The 17,866-nt window shown below is 55.0% G+C and carries 14 protein-coding genes; 4 read left to right on the forward strand and 10 right to left on the reverse strand.

From position 1 onward, the window contains the following. The 3 genes from GSQ83_RS26165 to GSQ83_RS26175 form a co-directional block, all read right to left on the reverse strand. A partial coding sequence (locus tag GSQ83_RS26165) for a Wzz/FepE/Etk N-terminal domain-containing protein (RefSeq protein ID WP_254065917.1) occupies positions 1–525 on the reverse strand: 525 nt, incomplete at its 3' end. Continuing rightward, the gene (locus GSQ83_RS26170) at positions 522–1,409 is read right to left on the reverse strand and encodes a WecB/TagA/CpsF family glycosyltransferase (protein ID WP_254065918.1); all 888 of its coding nucleotides are present in this window, start codon (positions 1,407–1,409) and stop codon (positions 522–524) included. The genes GSQ83_RS26165 and GSQ83_RS26170, both read right to left, overlap by 4 nt. Beyond that, entirely contained in the window at positions 1,399–2,943 is a 1,545-nt protein-coding gene (locus GSQ83_RS26175) for an exopolysaccharide biosynthesis polyprenyl glycosylphosphotransferase (protein ID WP_254065919.1), read from the reverse strand. Before GSQ83_RS26175 ends, GSQ83_RS26170 begins: the two co-directional genes overlap by 11 nt. A gap of 730 nt (positions 2,944–3,673) precedes the next feature. Between GSQ83_RS26175 and GSQ83_RS26180 the strand changes: the two genes are divergently transcribed. Beyond that, complete coding sequence (locus GSQ83_RS26180) at positions 3,674–4,549, forward strand: 2OG-Fe(II) oxygenase (protein WP_216850592.1); 876 nt, start codon at positions 3,674–3,676, stop codon at positions 4,547–4,549. Between the two features lie 46 nt (positions 4,550–4,595). On the opposite strand, the gene GSQ83_RS26185 is transcribed toward GSQ83_RS26180, so the two are convergent. The 3 genes from GSQ83_RS26185 to GSQ83_RS26195 all read right to left on the reverse strand — a co-directional run bounded on the left by GSQ83_RS26185 (position 4,596) and on the right by GSQ83_RS26195 (position 8,294). Beyond that, positions 4,596–5,894 carry a glycoside hydrolase family 5 protein gene (locus tag GSQ83_RS26185; protein WP_158805811.1) on the reverse strand — a complete coding sequence of 433 codons (1,299 nt, stop codon included), beginning with the start codon at positions 5,892–5,894 and terminating at the stop codon, positions 4,596–4,598. A gap of 106 nt (positions 5,895–6,000) precedes the next feature. Then, positions 6,001–7,176, reverse strand: coding sequence for a glycosyltransferase (locus GSQ83_RS26190; RefSeq protein WP_158805812.1), 1,176 nt, complete (start codon positions 7,174–7,176; stop codon positions 6,001–6,003). Next, positions 7,173–8,294: a polysaccharide biosynthesis protein GumK gene (locus GSQ83_RS26195; protein WP_158805813.1), complete on the reverse strand. Its 1,122-nt coding sequence runs from the start codon at positions 8,292–8,294 to the stop codon at positions 7,173–7,175. The genes GSQ83_RS26190 and GSQ83_RS26195 overlap by 4 nt, the downstream gene beginning before the upstream one ends. Positions 8,295–8,710: 416 nt before the next feature. Between GSQ83_RS26195 and GSQ83_RS26200 the strand changes: the two genes are divergently transcribed. Next, entirely contained in the window at positions 8,711–9,940 is a 1,230-nt protein-coding gene (locus GSQ83_RS26200; RefSeq protein ID WP_158805814.1) for a polysaccharide polymerase, read from the forward strand. A 321-nt stretch (positions 9,941–10,261) separates the two neighbouring features. On the opposite strand, the gene GSQ83_RS26205 is transcribed toward GSQ83_RS26200, so the two are convergent. Next, positions 10,262–10,765: a ferritin-like domain-containing protein gene (locus GSQ83_RS26205; RefSeq protein ID WP_158805815.1), complete on the reverse strand. Its 504-nt coding sequence runs from the start codon at positions 10,763–10,765 to the stop codon at positions 10,262–10,264. A gap of 945 nt (positions 10,766–11,710) precedes the next feature. Beyond that, complete coding sequence (locus tag GSQ83_RS26210) at positions 11,711–11,935, reverse strand: hypothetical protein (protein ID WP_158805816.1); 225 nt, start codon at positions 11,933–11,935, stop codon at positions 11,711–11,713. A gap of 1,158 nt (positions 11,936–13,093) precedes the next feature. Here GSQ83_RS26210 and GSQ83_RS26215 point away from each other — a divergent pair. Together GSQ83_RS26215 and GSQ83_RS26220 are read left to right on the forward strand one after the other, a co-directional pair. Beyond that, positions 13,094–13,780 carry a transglycosylase SLT domain-containing protein gene (locus tag GSQ83_RS26215; RefSeq protein WP_158805817.1) on the forward strand — a complete coding sequence of 229 codons (687 nt, stop codon included), beginning with the start codon at positions 13,094–13,096 and terminating at the stop codon, positions 13,778–13,780. A gap of 365 nt (positions 13,781–14,145) precedes the next feature. Continuing rightward, positions 14,146–15,561 carry a heparinase gene (locus tag GSQ83_RS26220; RefSeq protein ID WP_158805818.1) on the forward strand — a complete coding sequence of 472 codons (1,416 nt, stop codon included), beginning with the start codon at positions 14,146–14,148 and terminating at the stop codon, positions 15,559–15,561. A gap of 137 nt (positions 15,562–15,698) precedes the next feature. Here GSQ83_RS26220 and GSQ83_RS26225 read toward each other — a convergent pair whose 3' ends face one another. Both GSQ83_RS26225 and GSQ83_RS26230 read right to left on the reverse strand, forming a co-directional pair. Beyond that, complete coding sequence (locus GSQ83_RS26225) at positions 15,699–16,316, reverse strand: polysaccharide biosynthesis/export family protein (protein WP_371418083.1); 618 nt, start codon at positions 16,314–16,316, stop codon at positions 15,699–15,701. A 46-nt stretch (positions 16,317–16,362) separates the two neighbouring features. Next, entirely contained in the window at positions 16,363–17,706 is a 1,344-nt protein-coding gene (locus tag GSQ83_RS26230; protein ID WP_158805819.1) for an outer membrane beta-barrel protein, read from the reverse strand. Between the last annotated feature and the right edge of the window lie 160 nt (positions 17,707–17,866).

A 17,866-nucleotide genomic window follows, 5' to 3' on the forward strand; every position in this document is an offset into this window, starting at 1 on the left:
ATCGGTCACGCTGACATCGATCACGCGCGAATGCAGTTCCGGCGTCACCGTGAGGTTGCTTAAGAAGGCATCGATCGCTGACTGCTGGCGAGCTTGCGGATCGGTCGAAACCGGCTTTGCACAGACGTAGGACAGCCCCTTGCGACAAAGGAAAGCACTCACGCTCTTGGTCAGGCTGAAGCTTGCTTTTTCTGGCACCGGCGGTATCTGCTCGAGCACTGCCCCTGCCACATCGCGCGACTGCAGCAATGCTGCCTCAGTCGCCGGCCGGTCATCCTCCAACCGATCCGCCGGCTGCTGACCGGTCGGCGCCAGTGGGTCTGTGCTCGGCGCCGCAATCACAACCGTCGCAGTCGCCGTATAGCTTGATTTGAGCAGCAGCATGCCGCCTGTGCCCAGAACCAGAATCGTGAGCACAATCACCGTGAACAACGTCAAATGCCGGCGCCAAATGCGCAGCACACGACGCACCGCGCCGCCACCATGAAGGTCTATAGGACTTGATAAGGCTAGTTGATCACTCATGACACGTGCGTCGTTTTATCAGCACTAGCCCCACCATTGCTCCGGCTAGAGAGGCGCTTTGAGCCAAACAAGGCGAAGCGAAGAACGTAGATGCCGAAGACGGGCAGTCCGAGCACGTAGCGGCGCCATAGCCGGCGGGGCTCTCTGATCAGTCGCACCAGCCACTCGATCCCCAGATTGGCGACCCAGCGCGGCGGCCGGCGCACCCGTCCCGCCGCGTGGTCAACCAGGGCACCGGCTGCCACGGCCACGCCCGGCTGCAGGCGGTCCCAGTTATCCCACAGCCACTGCTCTTGGCGTGGCATGCCCATGTTGACGAGAAGAATCGATGGCGCCAGCTGATTGATCCGCTCGACCAAAGCCAGGGTCTCTAAGGAACCCCGCGACGCATCAAAGTAGCCATGCTGCACGCCGGCGGTCGTGACGCCATAGCGCTCTTCGTAGCGTCGCGCCGCCTCTTCAACCGCTTCCTGACGTCCGCCCAGCCAGAAGACGGAGGCCTTCGAACCAAGTTGCTCGAGCACAGAGCCAATCCATTCCGGCGGCGTCGTCCGGTGTGGCACCTGACCTGTCAGAAACCGTGCAGCAAGCTGCACTCCGGCACCGTCACAGAAGGCAATATCGGCGCGCGCAAAGAGATCGCGCATCCAGGGGTTGCGCTGCGAGAGCACAACAAAATGGGCATTCGCGTTCACCACCAGCATCTTGCGCTTCGCAGCCGCAGCCTCCACCACCCGCGCTGCAATCACATCGCGATGCAGATTATGCATCCGAAGACCCATCACCTCGATGATGTCAGCCTCCGTGCTGGCCATGGCGGCGGTCGAGCCTGTCTCCTCGAGCCGGTTTGCCGGCACGATGGAAAGTGCGTGATCAGAAGGCATTTTTGCTGAAAACCTCGCGCAAGACCGTCAGCGCCATGATCTTCAGATCAAAGCGGATCGACCAACGTTGGATATATTGCAGATCAAAAGCGACACGACGGCGAAGATCGTCGGTCGTGACCAGCTCTCCTCGCGCCCCATTGACCTGCGCCCAGCCCGTGATGCCGGGCTTGACCTGATGGCGCAGAACATATTCGGCTAAAGCGTCATCGAGCAGCTTGCCGCCAGCCCGGGTATGCGGTGCATGCGGCCGCGGCCCAACGAGAGACATCTCTCCCCGCAGAACATTCAGCAGCTGTGGCAGCTCGTCGATACTCAGCCGGCGCAGCCACTTACCGACCCGGGTCACCCGTGGGTCTCCGCGGGAGGTCTGACGCGAGGCCATGACATCCGCCTCATGGGCATACATCGATCGGAACTTGAACACCGTGAACTGACGGTTGTTGAAGCCCAGGCGCGGCTGGCGGAACAGGATCGGACCCCGCGAATCGAGCTTGATCGCACAGGCAATCACCAGCAGGAGGGGCAGCAGAAACACAAACGCCGCCAGCCCCAGCGTGATATCCATCATCCGCTTGCGCATGGTCTGCCACTCAGTCAGCGGCCGGCGCTGCAAGACCATGAATGATAGCGGCCCAAGCGATTCGACCGGTAGCGCAAGATCAGGACCCTGCACCAGATATGGCATGATGTAGACATCCGCCAAAACTGCGCGCAGTCGCCAGCTGAGACGCGAGATTTGGCTCTCGTGATCATCGATGACCGACGGCAAGGCGATGATAATGCCATGCAGCGTCGCCTCCCGGCTCAAGGCGATGAGGTCAGCAATCGAACCACGAACCTGTCTCTGGTCAGGCGCCCTTGGTCCATCATCAAAGACGCCAACCACTTCAAACGCCTTGCCGGACTCCTTCGCCAAACGCTCGGCAATGCGAAAAGCATGCGCGTCCCAGCCTACCACCGCGATCTTGCGCGTAAACCGCCGCTCAACCGCAGGGTGCTGCAACATCACCGTGCCAACACTGCGCGCTACAGCGAGAGCAGCGGTGGCAGAGACGAACCACACCAGCGGCGTTCGGATTAGTGCGGGTTCGGTCCAGCCAAGGATCCAAAACACCAAGCCTTGCGCAGCGGCGGCCAGGATAGTGGCGGGTACAAGGGCCTGTAGCTGGCGTGTGATAAGCGCCACATGCGGAAGGTCGGATGGACGCCCGCGATTTGAAGCCAGGAAGAAAACGAGCACCGCGACAAGATCGCCGACGACTAAGACCTCGTCCTGTCGAGGTGTCAGTAGGCTGCGCCCGATTCCTCCCGTGATTAACGTCGCAACCAACACGCCCACGCCGTCCACCCAACGCGTAATTCCGGGCAATGCCGGATGCGAGTACGACGGTTGAGCATTGGGTGAGTGCAAGCCGATGCCGGGCGTCGCTTCGGCATCTTCTGGCAAGGCAGACTGAAAATGAGCGCTCTTTGCGGACATATCCGATGAAAGCCCTTCCGGCTTCGGAAATTGGAGGATCGTCCCGCTCATACTGTTTCCCGCATTATCAAGGCATGACCTCGATCGGACCCGAGTCAGATCCACGCCCATGCCAGAGACCTGGCCAAGATAGCTTCGTCGCTGCGAAGACGGGCTAGCCGAGGCTAGCGTCACTCCGCAAACGGGGGTCAACAATCTGTTGCGCCGCAGCATCGCCCCTTTGCGAAGAAATATATAAGCCAATTCATAACCAGTAGGCATCCAGTGTAGTTTCGCGGTTATGACAACCAATATAAACGCCGACCAGTTGAGATTACCGCCTCTTGGCGGCCAAGGTCAACTATCTGCTGCGTCGCAGCATGTGCCACTTTTTGGCCAAAATGTGTATCTTTATTGGAATAGTTCTTAAAGAACGGGGGATTTTGAAATGATCCTGTAATGTAACACTGGATTTGCATACGAATGGCTAGGCTCTCACCGCTTGAGGTAGGTGCCTGTAGTGGTTACCAATTATGGTGGAAGCCTGCGAAAGTCAGGCTTCTGCACGAGAGGCTCAGCTACGGAGGCCTAGTGATGGCTACCGAAGACATTCCCACGGAAATGTGACTCCGCTAAAATCACAGATTTGGCAGACTCACGATTGTTTGATTTCGAGGCAGGATTGCTGCAGGAATGCACGGCGGCAAAGACTAGTCGGTACTCCTATGCATGCCTGGCACATGTGGTTGAGGAACGAATTTTTGAGCAGTGATGTCACGAGACCAGGGACCTAGCCTAGAACATGATCAACGTCTTGACAGACGTCCTGCCTACTTCTGAGCGTCAAGCGCAATCCCCCAGCAAAACGTGGCGAGACATCGCCATGTTATCGGAAAAGGAATTCCAGGCTCTCAATCATCGTTACAAAACGGCGTTTCCATATCCTCACCTCATTGTCGATAATCTCTTTCATGCAACGGCTCTAGAGGAGGTTATCAGGGAATTCGACGTCGTTGACCCCATCACCTGGCGGTCCTTTCAAAGCGGCCTACAGCAGAAACGTGGGACCGCGCCGAATACCGACCTACCGCCAGCGGCGCAGGAATATTTTAATCTGCTCTACTCTGGTCCATTTCTGCGTTTCCTCTCACGCCTCACCGGAATAGTTGATCTTATTCCCGATCCCGCCCTTTTTGGCGGAGGCATGCATGAGGTTTCCGAGGGCGGACGGTTCGAGATCCATGTTGATTTTCAACGCCATCCGCAGACTAATCTACATAACCGAGTAGCCGTCATCACTTATCTCAACCATGATTGGCACCTCGATGATGGTGGCTCCCTTGAGTTATGGAGCATGCATCCACCTGCCTGTGGTGCGCGCGTCATCCCGACCTTCGGCAGGACGATCATCATGGAACAGTCGCAGCGAGCAGCCCATGGCCACCCGACCTTAATTCGCCCTGGTCTACGACGCCGTGCGCTCATCGCCTATTTCTACACTAATAGCCAAAACGTTTCTGAGACAGCCGACAGCACCACCATCTATATCCCGCATTCTGGCCAGTCTTTGCGTCAACGCAGTGAGATTGTGCTACGCATGATCTTGCCTCCCATTATGATCCGTGGATTCAAGTTAGCTAATGCTTTGCTGCAAAAGCGTCGTGTTCGTTCCAGATGAACACGGGGCTGTCGGCAACACACATAGTCTCATGAGCCATAGCTATTCAGCGAGGTACACGAATTTTGAAATTGAGGCCCTGAATAGTCACTATACCAAGCGCATCAGTACTATTCGACAAACCCTTCCAGGTAGAAGCAACAACGTAAGCGGATTGGCCTCTGGATGATCCGACTAGGCGAACACATACGTCATGCATTCCAGGCATAAGTTTTTGTCTCACAGGCAAGCCTTGGGGTGCCATCGTACGCTCGGCTGTGACATCGACGGCATGAGCAATTTCGTGACCGTCGATCGCAATGGAAACCTTAACATCAGCTGCACTAGGGTCCTTCGCCAAATAGATCGCTTCCGGCGCCATCACGCGTTCGAGCGCCATAAATTGTGGTCTGGCAACAGCATCAATAGGGTCTAGTCGCATTGGATAGTTCGGCTTCCACCAGGGCCCTGCGCCCCAAACGGCCACTCCCCAAAACACATCTGGAGCTGAGGCAATCTTGTCGAGCATAGCGTCGAATGCGGCGTTTCCCGCTGGGTCAGGAGGAGCCCCTGTTTCGCCCAGGAAAATCCGCACCCCTATCTTTCGAGACCAGGCAATAGCTCCCGTCAATCGCTGAATGCCAATGTTGGGCGACGCTACAGGCTTGCGATAAGTGCCAGTGCTGTCCGGGTCTAGATAAGAGTGCAACTCCAACACCCAGTTATTTGCGGGATCGACAATCTTTCCCGCGAAGGGCGTCTGAAGGCTAATATCGGCGGCAGTGCTCCAATGTGCGTGCGGCACGAGGATCGTTCCGTTGTATCCTGCTTGTCGCATCGCGGCGATGGCTCGGTTCCAGATCTCAGCATAGTCTTCGTCACGGCCGGTATGAGGTTCGTTCATCAGTCCGATCGCCACGCTCTCACGTCCGAAGGCTTCGGCAAGCCGCCTCATGAAATCAACATAGTCAGCCGCAGCGACGGGATCGGTGAGAATATCCCGCGGCTTGCCATCCGCGTCCATGAAGCCGTAGCCATGCGGATCGAGCACGGTAATCGCCCCCCCAGCATGATCTTCGGCCGTGATCTTCTCGAGGTATCCAAGGAATATTGGGTCGAACGGTCCTTGGGCCTGGGGCTGCAAACGGGCTATTTGAAATGGCAGGCGTATGAGTTGGACGCCGTGCTTCAGATAATACGTAGGATCGGGCACTGCAAAATTGGTCCCGGCTTTCGTTCCCTTGCCAAACTCCAATCCACTTTCGCTCACACCCCAAAGAATCGGAAAGGAGTCATGAAGCTCCGCCGCTCGTGCGGCAGAAATCCCGATGCTTATGCATAGGGCGGCGGCGGCGAGGTTGCGCATACGGACTCCCTTTATCGGCTGAGGGCTCAGTAGGATCCGGAAAGCGCGGCTGATAAAAGCCTCCGCATCATAGGCCGGGATCATGACGCTGACGCCGCTAGGTGATTCATGGGTTTAGACCGGCAACGCGGTCATAGACGAACTCAAGCTCGGCCGTGCGTTGGTATAGATTATGGTGCTCGGCGACGAAGCCGGGACCGGCAGCGGAAAATCGTGTCGATATTGCGTCATCTGTGAGAAGCTGAGTGAGCCGCTTGGCAAGCATCGCCACATCCCGCTCGGCGAAGGCATACCCTGTCTCGCCGTCCCGGATGCCTTCGGTGGCACCTCCTCGGGCAGAGGTAACGACGGGAACGCCGCTCGCTTGAGCTTCAAGAATGACCAGTCCAAGACCCTCAGCATCCCCGCTTTCTGCCGTGACGCTCGGCAGGCAAAAGACCCGCGCTTCCGCCAATAACGCTTGTGCTTGCTCCCGGGTGAAGGCTCCTAGGAAGCGCACTCCTTCCATGTGCGCGGCGCGCTCTGTGAGAGCGGGACGTTCTGGCCCATCGCCAGCAATGATCAACTCTGCGTCCGGCAAATGCTGCCGCAGCTGATCGAAGGCTTCAAGCAGGTAAATACAGCCCTTCTTTTCGACTAGGCGCCCGAGGAAGAGAATCTTTCGGGCGCGCTGCGCAATCGGAAGGCTGGCCCGCGCGAAACGCTGTGTATCGATCCCGATGGGTTGCACGAAGATCCGATGAGGTGGCAGGCCAACGGCAATGGCGGCGTCACGGATACTTTCGGAAACCGCGATGAAGCTGACCCTCTCCTCTTTGACGAGACGGGTTAATCGAGAGGGATATCCTTTCCAGCGCCGGCCTGCGCGCCCATCGGCGAACCATTGCATACGCGTTGTTATATCCGAGCCATGCAGTGTGACCAGCAAAGGCACACCGAGGTGACGAGCGATTGGCCAGGCTTCCACGCCATCGAAGCCAAAATGAGCATGAATTAGTCTCGGCTGCAGACGCCCTATCATAGTGACAAGACTAGGGGGTGACCGGTCAAACCTGCGCCAGATGACACCTTCGAAGCGCTGCATCAGAGAAGGGGGGCCGCGATGCCGCGCCGTCACGGCCAGACCCGCGAGCGGCAACCCCTCAATCTGGCGTTCACCGACCAAAACGGGATGCCAACGACGAAGAGCAAGCGCTTGGTCCCGCACAAAGGTCTCCGACAGCGGTAGGATCTGCGTGCGATAGATCGCGACGATGGGGCCAGCCGATGCTGCGCTTGTCACGCTACCTCTTCCCGCAGCTGCGTATCGGCGAAATCTTCGGGCTTTAGAATACGATCGACGACCTCGCTCCAGCTCAGTGAATCCACTGTAATGTTCCGCGTATTTGCCAGAGCAGCACGGATCGCCGTCTCAATTGATGACGCATCTCCGGGCGTGTAACCGAAACGCCCTCCCGCATCACCGAGAGCGAAATGTGGACATACGGCGGGAATTCCGAACAGTCCGAACTGCCGGAGCTTTAGCGACGTATCAATCAGATAGCGCGGGGTATCGGCATCGCGATAGGGTGCGACGCCAAAAGCCGCGTGTTGAAGATAGGCGAGAGTTTTGGCGAAGGCCATTTCTGGGTGGATGATAATATTGGCACCCTGTAGACGCGACGCTGCCTTACCCGCGCCGATAATGTGGAAGTCGACATCTGGAAAGGCGGTCGCGGCAAAAACAAAGAAACTTGCATCGAACAGCATCGATCCAACCGAGACGCAGGACGATCGATCCCCGTACGGATTGGGATAGGAGCGTTCAGCAATGCCTCTATCGATGCCGTGTGGGATCAGAACCGCATTGCGGCCATGCGGCATACCAGAGAGCAAATAGCGAGAGGGCAACCTTACGGTATCGATCATATCGAAATTGCGGGCAAAGTCCCGCTTGATCGTTGTTGCACAACCAACCACATCAAGATCATCAGAAGCAAGGTAGACAATTCTGGCCAAGGGATTGAGACGCCGCACGTCGGCGACGAAGACCGCCGCTAAGCCGGATTCGATGAAAACGATGTCTGCTTCGCGTATCCATCGCCGAGGAATCCGAGGGATCATGCTCCGGTAGAGTCGGAACAACGCAACTTCAACGGGTGTTAACATCTGTCTGCGCATATCGAAGGGATGCCACGGCATCTTCCAGAGGTAGCACTCTACGCCATCCTGGGTCTCGACACGATTGGCGCGGTCAGAGAGGCTAGAACGTGTATCCCCACGCCGTTCTGATAGACGCGACAGGCCAACGGAGAAGAATCGGGTCATACTCCGTTTAGCCATCTCTGCCGCGATAAAGTGCACGCTTGCTTTACGCATGCTGCGGAAGTCGTGGACCGAGATAAACAACGCCTGGGGCATAGGGTCAGTCGATCACTTTGCTAAGGCGACACCGAGGAGACCCTCATGTCGGTTGCGTTACCGATTTCTCCCCGAGGTACCGTGCCCGCTTGGTGCACATTGCTGCCCCATAGCTCTGGCCGGTTTGTTCCCGCTTCTATGGGGCGGCCGCCGGCCCTGCAAGAGGTTTCGAGCAGCGAAAGCGCTTCGTGATCGCCGCTGACCACTTTCAATAAGTCTCTTGACACTCTAATATCGCTTTCATCAACGAGAATTGACACTTTGCTGCCATAATGTGTCAGGTCGCCTGTTCCGCTTATGCGGATGTCTTCGCGTGCGTACGTGTGTTTCACACAATGGAAACAGGGTGTTAGCCTGCCATGCAATCTGCCTTAGTCCGGCCAGCTTCCACCTCAGTCATAACGGGCTCTCGCCTGGTGCTCGCGGCCGCGACCTTTAATATGGTGTTGTGCTTTATCAGCACACGCGGCGGGTTACATATCTCGAGCGCTGTCGTGATCCTGTTTGAACTCGTCATCCTCGGTGCCGGAATTTATGCCATACGCAGCCGAGTCACAGAGCGAGTCGTGCGGATTACAGCTGTTACGACCATGCTTCTTATAGGACTGAAGTTCGTTAATCCTGGGTTAGATCTTAAAATTCTTCATGACCTCGGCATTATGTATATTTTTTATGAGATGGGAATGCTGACCTCTGCGCATGAGGGCAACCGGACACTTTGGATTGTAATGGGGATCGTGCTCCCGATCGGACTCTTCGAATTATTACTACCCAACCAATTCGGCATGATCTTCGACGTCTGGTCTTACTATGTTGATAAGGGAGTCATCGCTCAGACCACAGTCAATTACAGCGATACAAACCTATTCATCAGCGGCAACCGCGGCGGCGCCATGAGTCGGACATTCTTTCCTGGCCTTTTCGGCTCACATCGCGTCTCGTCAATATTTCTCGAGCCGGTTTCCATGGGCAACTTTTCGGTTATCGTCTTCGCCTGGTGCCTCAGCACGAAGATTGGGAAGCTTCGGTCGAGGATACTACTCGTCGCACTTGGAGCCTTTTGTTTTGTATTGTGCGATTCGCGCTTCGCATCGGCTTGCTGGCTGGTAATGCTCGCTTTGCGGATGATGCCCCTGCACCGGTCGCGTTTCGTAGTCTTTTGTTTGCCCTTGCTCGTGATGTTTGCACTGCTGATCAACGGCTCTCTCCACGAATTGCCGGGTGTCGTACCCACGATCATGAGCGACAACTTCTCAGGCCGTTTGTTGTTTTCGGGTCGACTACTCGATTATTGGAACCTGCAGCAGTGGCTTGCGCTAAGTCCGTCGCAAGTCTACACGGCCGACACTGGCTATGCATATGTTGTCAACAATCTCAGCCTACCACTCGCAATGTTCTTTTTGGGTATCTTCGCTGCCTTAAGGCCACAAACACCCGAGGCTGCCTCTATGAAGGCAATGATCGCTGTCTATATGGCTGCGTCGCTATGCATTGGTGCGAACATGTTTACCATTAAGACAGCTGCTCTGTGCTGGTTCCTCTATGGCGCTGCCAATGCCGTCTCGGCCGACGGCAGCTCCGCAATCAAGACGTTTCTGGGTAGACGTCAGCGGATAATTCCGCGGTCAGCGATCACTATACAGTAGATGAACGAGGGGTGGTTACCCTAAGTCGGTGGGTAGCATTAGATAGTCGATAGGCGACCAATCGCTGTCGCCGTTGGCGAGCTGACAAACCCAGTGATGCGGTGAGCTAACTGTATGGATTGAAAGTGTACTGGAACGCGAGTCGGTGTGCTCCGCGTCCTAGTGCTGTAGATGTGCTGGAGTCCGTCCTGAGCAATCACAGCATTGCCGGATGCGACGAAGGAGCGTCGATCTCTAGGCAAGGTAGCGCCATGTCAGGATAGGCGTCAGAAGTAGCTTAGCCGTAGCTAGGCTACTTCCGTTGCTTGTTGGAAAGGCGCCCTACGCTGCCTTTACAGAGACCGCGGCTTTGTCCTGTTCCGCTATCTTGGAAAGCAAAGCGTCAGCCTTCTTTTCTTCCTGCAAAGTCTCATCCAGCATCTTTTCCACGTCCGCAAGACCAAGTTTCCTGGCCCAGGCCTTGAGAGTGCCGTAACGAGCTATTTCGTAATGTTCGATTGCCTGGCCACACCCGATTAACACAGCATCGGACGCCTCAGTCGATCCGAAATCTTCCAAATCCTCCTCCATTTCGGAGGTAATTCCCTGCATAGCCTCACAGGTCTTCGCGCGGGCAGGCTTGCCGATAAGTTCAAAAATCTGGGTAAGCCGCTCTACCTGATGCGCGCTCTCATCGGCGTGATTTTCGAAGGCGATCTTAAGCTCCGATGCTTTCGCGGCCTTGGCCGACTTCTTCAGCGCACGGATTGATTGCTTTTCTGCATAAAACACGTCTTTCAGCGTTTCATAGAAGGCATCTGATAGAGTCTTTTCTTTTGCCGCCATATTGTTACGTCCTTTATCTGAAGACCCTTAGGCCAGAGCGCTGTGCAATTCGGGCGGCGGTACGTCCAATGCAAGGGGTGGCCTCAGGGAGTTCTTGTCACGAAACGCGGCGCGTGGCTCAGATCACCTAATCAGCAGTCTCCTTGTCATTTTCTTTGGACTGGATGGCACGTGCGGCTGGAAACCGCCGGCTGACTATGGTCCTCTCCCGGAATGCTCATTGGCTGTCGGGGCCCGGACAATAAGACCATGTCTACCCAAATGTTCGTATGCCGAGAACTGGGGCGGACGAGCTGGTTATTGAACGTTACGATCGTTCACTCCCGCAGACTAAATAATCCCGGTGAGCCTTGAAAGTACTCGCGTCTGTCCGGGATTATGCAAGCATTTTCCAGGCAAGAATCAACGCAATATTGCCCAGATTACGATAAGCCAGATGGGAGTAACAATTACGACGCCAATGATGAAGCCACGAAAAAACAATCCCGATACCAGGAGTGGCCGTGGGTTTTTTGTCGGCACATCACTTTGGGACCCTGGATCTGCCAAATCGACGATGGCGGCCGAGGAGTGATTGCTCAGGATCTTAAAATGCTGTCCGCGACCCATTGTCTTAAATTTGGTATTGCTTCTTGAACCTTGGCCAAAATTTAGCTTGGCTTTAACGACTATGCACGTTCTAATTTGCGTGAGCGGGCATGCTTATACGCTATGCTAAAGCATTGAGAATGACGCCATTCTCTAGACCTTCCTCCATAAAGGCCGAGCCCCCAAGGTCTTGGACACTGGGTGGTGCCGGCGATTCAGCAAGCACACGTCGCTTGCCGGCTAAAATACTCTGTGGCGAAGTGTTAAACAAGACAATCAGTTGCGGCTGGTTTCTGAACAATAGCCTTAAAAGATGAGAGAGCGATAACTTGGAAGGCCCTAGGAGTAAAACGACATCTACCTGCTATTTTTAAGAAGGGTGGGTAGCTGTTGGTCTATCTCGGCGCTCCGACGAAGGAGGCGACCTTCCGACAGGTCGAAATAAATAATTGCCGCGGCCAGCGAAACGAAGAAACCTGTCACCGCCAAAAACCATGCAATTAGGCTAGCCGCAGAATGCGATATTGCCGCCCATCCGCCAAAGGCGGTCATTACCACGAAATATGCGATGACGACCTTCACGGGGCCTGCTCCCAAACCAACTTGAGGAGCTGTAATCGTAACTAAAGGCAGAGAATAGCCCTAAATTTGGTTGAGAGAATCCGATACCTACACAACTAATCATTAACTACGGGATTCTTTAGAAGGACGCTCGGGTTACCGAGCGGCGGTGAGTTAATGGAATCAATGCGCAGCATTGCAAACATCATCCAGAGTCACATGAAAGGATCGCAGGACAGCTCGCTCAAGACCGAGAAAGAAACCTTGGCGACCTACGCATCCGTCAAAGTGAGTATGTTGGATGGTCGGGCCATTGGATGCCTGACACCCACACCTTAAAGATGCGCTTCGCGGCCAAGTATGATCTTACGGTCATTTAACGATGAATTGGGTGTTCGAGGCGTCGCCCGACATCCGCGTATCAAAACTACCATAGCCCTCTATCATTCTCCCTTGCCCAACATCATCTGCAGCTGTCGTCTGATTGGATGAGTGGAAAGGCGTGTTATGAGTGCAAACGAGATATTCCAACAGCTTCAGCTATCGCCCTCCGATTCAGCCCTAAACTGGCGAAGAATTCGAGATCGGATTACCGAAGGATACAGTCGCGTTTCCACTGCGGACCGCATAATTCTGCTTAAACTCTATCATGCTGTCATAGAGATGGCAGAGCGACAGATTTCGCCGAATGAGTTAGAGCGATTCCGAATTGGACGCCAACAGGACTATCACCGCATGCTCGTTAGCGAATGGCTGACACGCGACGGCAAAGTCTCTCCTGAGGCAATGGACGCCGTCACACGACGCGAAGTAGCTGCTGGTCGGATGTCTCCGAATGATGCGCTTAGAAGAATCGCTGCCGACGGCGTCGTCACAAAGACCACTCGTCGAGCGAACCGGCTTAGGCATTTCGGTCGGCAACGATGACGACCCCGCCACTGTCGCTACTTGTAGCAATAACAACCTCTGGTAGGCAGTCACGCATCTTCTGAACGTACTTTTGAGCCGCCGCCGATGTTAAGCCAAGCTTTTCGTTACATGACATAGGCGCGACCTTAGCGTGCGGTGCCAACGCAAGTGCGACGAAGGGTTGTAGTCTCGACGCGTTCCGCTAAGAATAGACAGATAATCAATCGACCGTGTAGTGCTTTCACGCATCCGATACGGTAATCATTCTAGATGAATGACGTTAAGATTGTCTTCCTCCTCTACTTTCTTGCCTGTGCACTTTCCTTCTCATCCATCGGCAAGGTGCACGCCTCCGAAGTCCGTCGGCCAGCTGAAGGACCAGCATTGCGAGCATTGCGAGCGGAGAACCAGCGTGATCATGCGCGGCTCCTTGCATCAGAAGGTTTCTCCTCAGCACCCGTGCCGGGCGAAAGTGCGGCCGCCTTGCATATCGACGATCCATGTCGAGAAGCAATTAAACAAGCTGAGAAAGAGAAAGGCATCCCTAACGGCCTGTTGGCTTCTATAGCGCAAGTTGAAAGCAGCCGATTGGACGCCCTTGGTCGACGACGCCCTTGGCCCTGGACAGTGGATATCGACGGAGTGGGGCATTTCTTCGCAAACCGCAAACAGGCCGTCGATTCAACACGCCAAGCCCTTAATCGAGGTGCTAGTGCCGTTGACGTAGGCTGCCTCCAAGTTGATCTAGAGCAGCATCCCGATGCTTTCCAAACCCTTGAGGAGGGCTTTGATCCTGTGATCAACTCGCAATACGCCGCGCAATTTCTGTATCGACTGAAAGCACGCAGCCACGACTGGACACGGGCAGTGGGATTCTATCACTCCAAAACTGCAGCGCTTGCGACTAGCTACCGCAAGCTGGTAGCGGCAGCGAGCAATATGCGTCCGAATCCATAGTCGCGAGTAACGAGAGCAGCCGGCCAGAATCGACATTATCGCCGATACCTCAAGACAGTGGCATCGGGCCATCCACATCGCCTGTTAACCGCTTAGTAGGAAACGGCGGTAGACTCTTAGCGTGTTGGGACGCTAGCAATGGCACTACCTTACGGACTGAAGGTATAAGGCCATCGCGTTGTGTGTCGCACGGACCAATTCGATGAGACCAACCTGTCGTAGAGATGTCTGCGGTTCCGGCCAGAGACAGGTTGTCGAGCCGCCGCCGAAACCAATACGATCGCGTTCTTTAGATATAGGTCCCTGATGTGACATCCATGAATCCACCAAGTGCAGGAACACTTCCTTATTTCCGACGCCGCACAATGATCGGGCTGCTGGCCAGCAGTGCAACCCTTCCGCCTCTCCCTGGTTGTGCAAATCTTGACAAAGATGTCCACAAACTGGGCGTGAAACAGAAGCGGGAAGCCCATGTGTCGATCATAGTCGATCCTACGGGTCCGGTTACGAGAATTGGGTCTGCTTTTGTAGGCTTTAGTTATGAAAAAAGCGCGCTATCCCAGAAGTTCTTTATAGGATCGAACGAGCAATTAATTGATCTTTTTCGCCGACTCGGCCCTGGGATTTTACGCCTAGGAGGGAACAGTGTCGACCGGACCAGCTGGAGCGTTGACAGCACTGGTCCAGCAGACCATCGAATTCTACCGTCTTATATTGATGCTCTAAGTGAGTTTTTGCAGGCTACAAACTGGAAGGTGCTCTATGGCCTTAATTTTGCGAGTAACACACATGCTCGATTAGCCGATGAGGCGGCTTATGCTACTCATTCCCTTGGCAGTCGGCTTTACGCCTTCGAAGTCGGCAATGAACCCGATGAATATTCGGAGAATGGTCTACGACTCGCCAGCTTCACCTATCACGACTTTATCTCGGAGTGGACTGCTTACGCGACGGCTTTAAGGAGACGACTTCCTGCTTCTGTCTTGACGGGACCTGCCAGCGCTTGGCATGAGGATAGTTGGACAGTCCCGTTTGCTGCGCAGGAGCGCAATCGCATCCTACAGCTCACGCAGCATTACTATCGCGGAAATGGACAATCGCAGTCATCGACGCTCGATTTGCTTCTTGCAGGGGATCCCGCACTGCCGGGCCTACTACAGCAGCTTCAAATAGCCGTCCGCTCATGCAGAATACCCGCGGGATACCGCCTTTCCGAAGCGAATTCGTTCTACTATGGCGGAGCGACCAATGTCAGCAATACATTTGGAAGCGCATTGTGGGCTATCGAATTCCTTTTTCTTAATGCGCAATATGGCTCCGCTGGTGTGAACTTTCACGGAGGCGGCTCCGCGCCGGGCTACACTCCGATCGCTGACAATGGCAAACAGGTTGTAGAAGTGCGGCCCCTTTACTACGGGATGCTATTATTCTCCATGATCGGCTTGGGGGAGTTACGCAGGACTAAGGTCAGAGCCGACGGCATTGCCTTGACGGCTTACGCTGTAGTGAGCCCTTCTAAGACTTCGATCCTTATTGTTAATAAGGATCACAAGTCGAGCGCAGTTACCGACATGGCCTTTGGTGTGGATGCACCAGTAGCAACCGTTTACACACTTGCCGCACCTTCGCTCAATAGCACTAGCGGAGTTACGTTTAACGGAGCTTCGTTAGACGCTAACCGTGGTCGATTCGTCAACGCGCCGGATAGAGTAGATGTGACCAATGGTTGCATCTCATTGGTGATCCCACCGGTCTCAGCCACTCTCGTTTCCATCAAATGACAGGATCCTATGTGCCAACGGCTTCCTGATAGGCTAGGCGCCGGTATCCTTTGCTGCTCTCCAGGAAGCCGTCGATACCAACGTGAGCCTGTTCCTAATAAGCCTTTACTGAACGATGTAGATCGCGTTCGCGATGCTCAAAAGTACCGCTCATAGACGGTGACGACGTCGCCTGGCTTAAGTGTCGTTTCAGGATCTATCCGTCCCTTGATAGCTTGGCCATTGGCTTGTCCTTCATGACGGACATCGGATGCGTAGTCGGTAACAGCGCGATAGGTAAAGCCTCCGGCAAGTGCGACGGCGGTGAGCATCGTCATGCCGGGTTGATAGGGATATTCACCAGGATGGTTGACTTCTCCCAGAACAGCAATGGGACGATAGGTGGCAATCTCAGCTGATACGCTTGGGTCACTTATAAGCTGCTTCTTCTCGAGTATAGAAGAGATATTGGATGCGAGTTCCCCCGCCGTCATACCACTGGCTTGTACTGTTCCGACAAGCGGGAGCGCAATGGTCCCGCTGTCCCCGACGGTAAAGGTGTTGCTGAGTTGGGTCTCATTATAGGTAATGATCCGGACCTGATCACCGCTACCAAGCCGATACTGGACGTTAGCGGCGGGCGGGAGGCTGGGTAAGTCACTACCGGGCATGCAGCCACCCAGGGAGAGCGTGATCAGGATTGCAGAAGCGAATCGTGTCGTTCCCCGGCTCATAAAGGGGCGGCTTTTGCTTTGAGCGGATGTCACGGGGGCCATTCGGACTTTCACGATGATAGTTGTTGAGGACGAAACTGGGTTCAAGTTAATCAAAAAGATTAACTCCCACCATGATGACGTTGCTGGTGAAGGAGCCGTTGCTAGTATCGGTTGTATTCGAGGTAGTCGTTACGTCGGAATTCCCATTGGCGGTGCTATGGCTAAAGCCATAGCTCAACGTGGCGCTGACGTGTTGAGTGACATACCAGCGCGCGCGCGCGCCAAAATGTTCCTGCGTCTCGTTCTGACTAGCAACGCCTGCAACATTCGACTGTGAATCGCTTTTGCCGAGTTCGGCGTAAGCTGTCAGAAAGACGTTCTGGCGCAGTTCGTGATCGAGTTCGAGTCGCCCATCAAAGATGGTTTGGTTTCGCGCAAATGGGGAGGCGGGATCATCGAGTCTACGGGCAATCGTTGCCGTTATCGTATCCAAGTCGCTTGGCAACCAAATAGCATCGAGTTCGAAGACGGGCGCGGTGATCGTCGCGGCGGTGCTTTGGGTGAAATTACGGCTTTCCGCACCAAACAGGGCGCGATACTGAAGGACGGCATCGCTACGAAAATCTAGACCGAGAAAGCCTGCATAGTCGATGTAACTATTGTTCGATCCGGTCGACTGCGAGGAGAACTGAGCATCAGAGGTGCGCAGTATGGCGACTGCCGCATTTCCGGGCGAGACGTTGTAGCGCCCCGTCACCCCGCCGATAACGGTCTGATGGCTGAGCGAGTCGAAGTCGATGACGTTGGCGCCACTGGATTGCCCGAAGTCGAAGTTTTCATATTCCAAGAGAGGTGTGATGCTGAAGCGACTGAAAAGCTTCTCGTAGGAGAGCCGAACGTCGTCGACGGAATAGGGCGCGGGCGTCACGACACCGAACACACCGAGATCAGTTGCTGACAGATTTAGGTTTAAGTGCGAATAAGCGACGGTCGCCACATCATTGCCGAGGTTGACTGAGCCGCCCACGCCAGCCGTCCAATTCGTAAAGTTCGCCTCTGGCAAAGCGAAAAAGCGATGATCGTCAACACTGAGGGAGGCGCCGATTGCATCGCGCGCCCAGTTCGAATTGACCCTGACGCTGGCACTGGTCTCTGCTTCGGCACTTCCCGATCCGGGAACGCCGAGAACGTTTGAGTTATAGCCGGTACTTTCAGAAGCCGTCGGCCTTATGACAAAGTCGCCCACCTCGATACCGTTGGTCTGATTGAGCATCATCATGCGATTGACGACTGACGCACCGAAACTCCCTGCATAGCCTGGGATATCTGCGGGGAAGTACTGCTGCACCAATTGCGCGTGAGCCGGCAACGCGGTTGCCGATATGCAAGAGACGAACAATCCCCCAAAGAGGAGACGGCGGATATGTCCGAATGAAACTAGCTTTCTCATGACTAGGCCACATCGCGATGCGGTAAGACAATTGGTGACAAGAGGCCTAGACGACGGCAAGCGCTCTGGATGGTCTGTCTCAAGGTTGGGTCCAAGGCGTACCCCAATATCGCGAAGGTAAGTCCGGCGAGTGTGGCGGCCGTGGCGGCTTCGATCATGG

This window comes from Acidisoma sp. L85, assembly GCF_009765865.1.
In the GTDB taxonomy this organism is placed as follows: domain Bacteria; phylum Pseudomonadota; class Alphaproteobacteria; order Acetobacterales; family Acetobacteraceae; genus Acidisoma.

Bases quoted from the DNA above. Each gene is read 5' to 3' on its own strand.
- GSQ83_RS26205 (WP_158805815.1), bottom strand. From the start codon at position 10,765: ATGGCGGCAAAAGAAAAGACTCTATCAGATGCCTTCTATGAAACGCTG.
- GSQ83_RS26195 (WP_158805813.1), bottom strand. From the start codon at position 8,294: ATGCCCCAGGCGTTGTTTATCTCGGTCCACGACTTCCGCAGCATGCGT.
- GSQ83_RS26225 (WP_371418083.1), bottom strand. From the start codon at position 16,316: ATGGCCCCCGTGACATCCGCTCAAAGCAAAAGCCGCCCCTTTATGAGC.
- GSQ83_RS26230 (WP_158805819.1), bottom strand. From the start codon at position 17,706: ATGAGAAAGCTAGTTTCATTCGGACATATCCGCCGTCTCCTCTTTGGG.
- GSQ83_RS26170 (WP_254065918.1), bottom strand. From the start codon at position 1,409: ATGCCTTCTGATCACGCACTTTCCATCGTGCCGGCAAACCGGCTCGAG.
- GSQ83_RS26175 (WP_254065919.1), bottom strand. From the start codon at position 2,943: ATGAGCGGGACGATCCTCCAATTTCCGAAGCCGGAAGGGCTTTCATCG.
- GSQ83_RS26180 (WP_216850592.1), top strand. From the start codon at position 3,674: ATGATCAACGTCTTGACAGACGTCCTGCCTACTTCTGAGCGTCAAGCG.
- GSQ83_RS26215 (WP_158805817.1), top strand. From the start codon at position 13,094: ATGAATGACGTTAAGATTGTCTTCCTCCTCTACTTTCTTGCCTGTGCA.
- GSQ83_RS26220 (WP_158805818.1), top strand. From the start codon at position 14,146: ATGATCGGGCTGCTGGCCAGCAGTGCAACCCTTCCGCCTCTCCCTGGT.
- GSQ83_RS26185 (WP_158805811.1), bottom strand. From the start codon at position 5,894: ATGCGCAACCTCGCCGCCGCCGCCCTATGCATAAGCATCGGGATTTCT.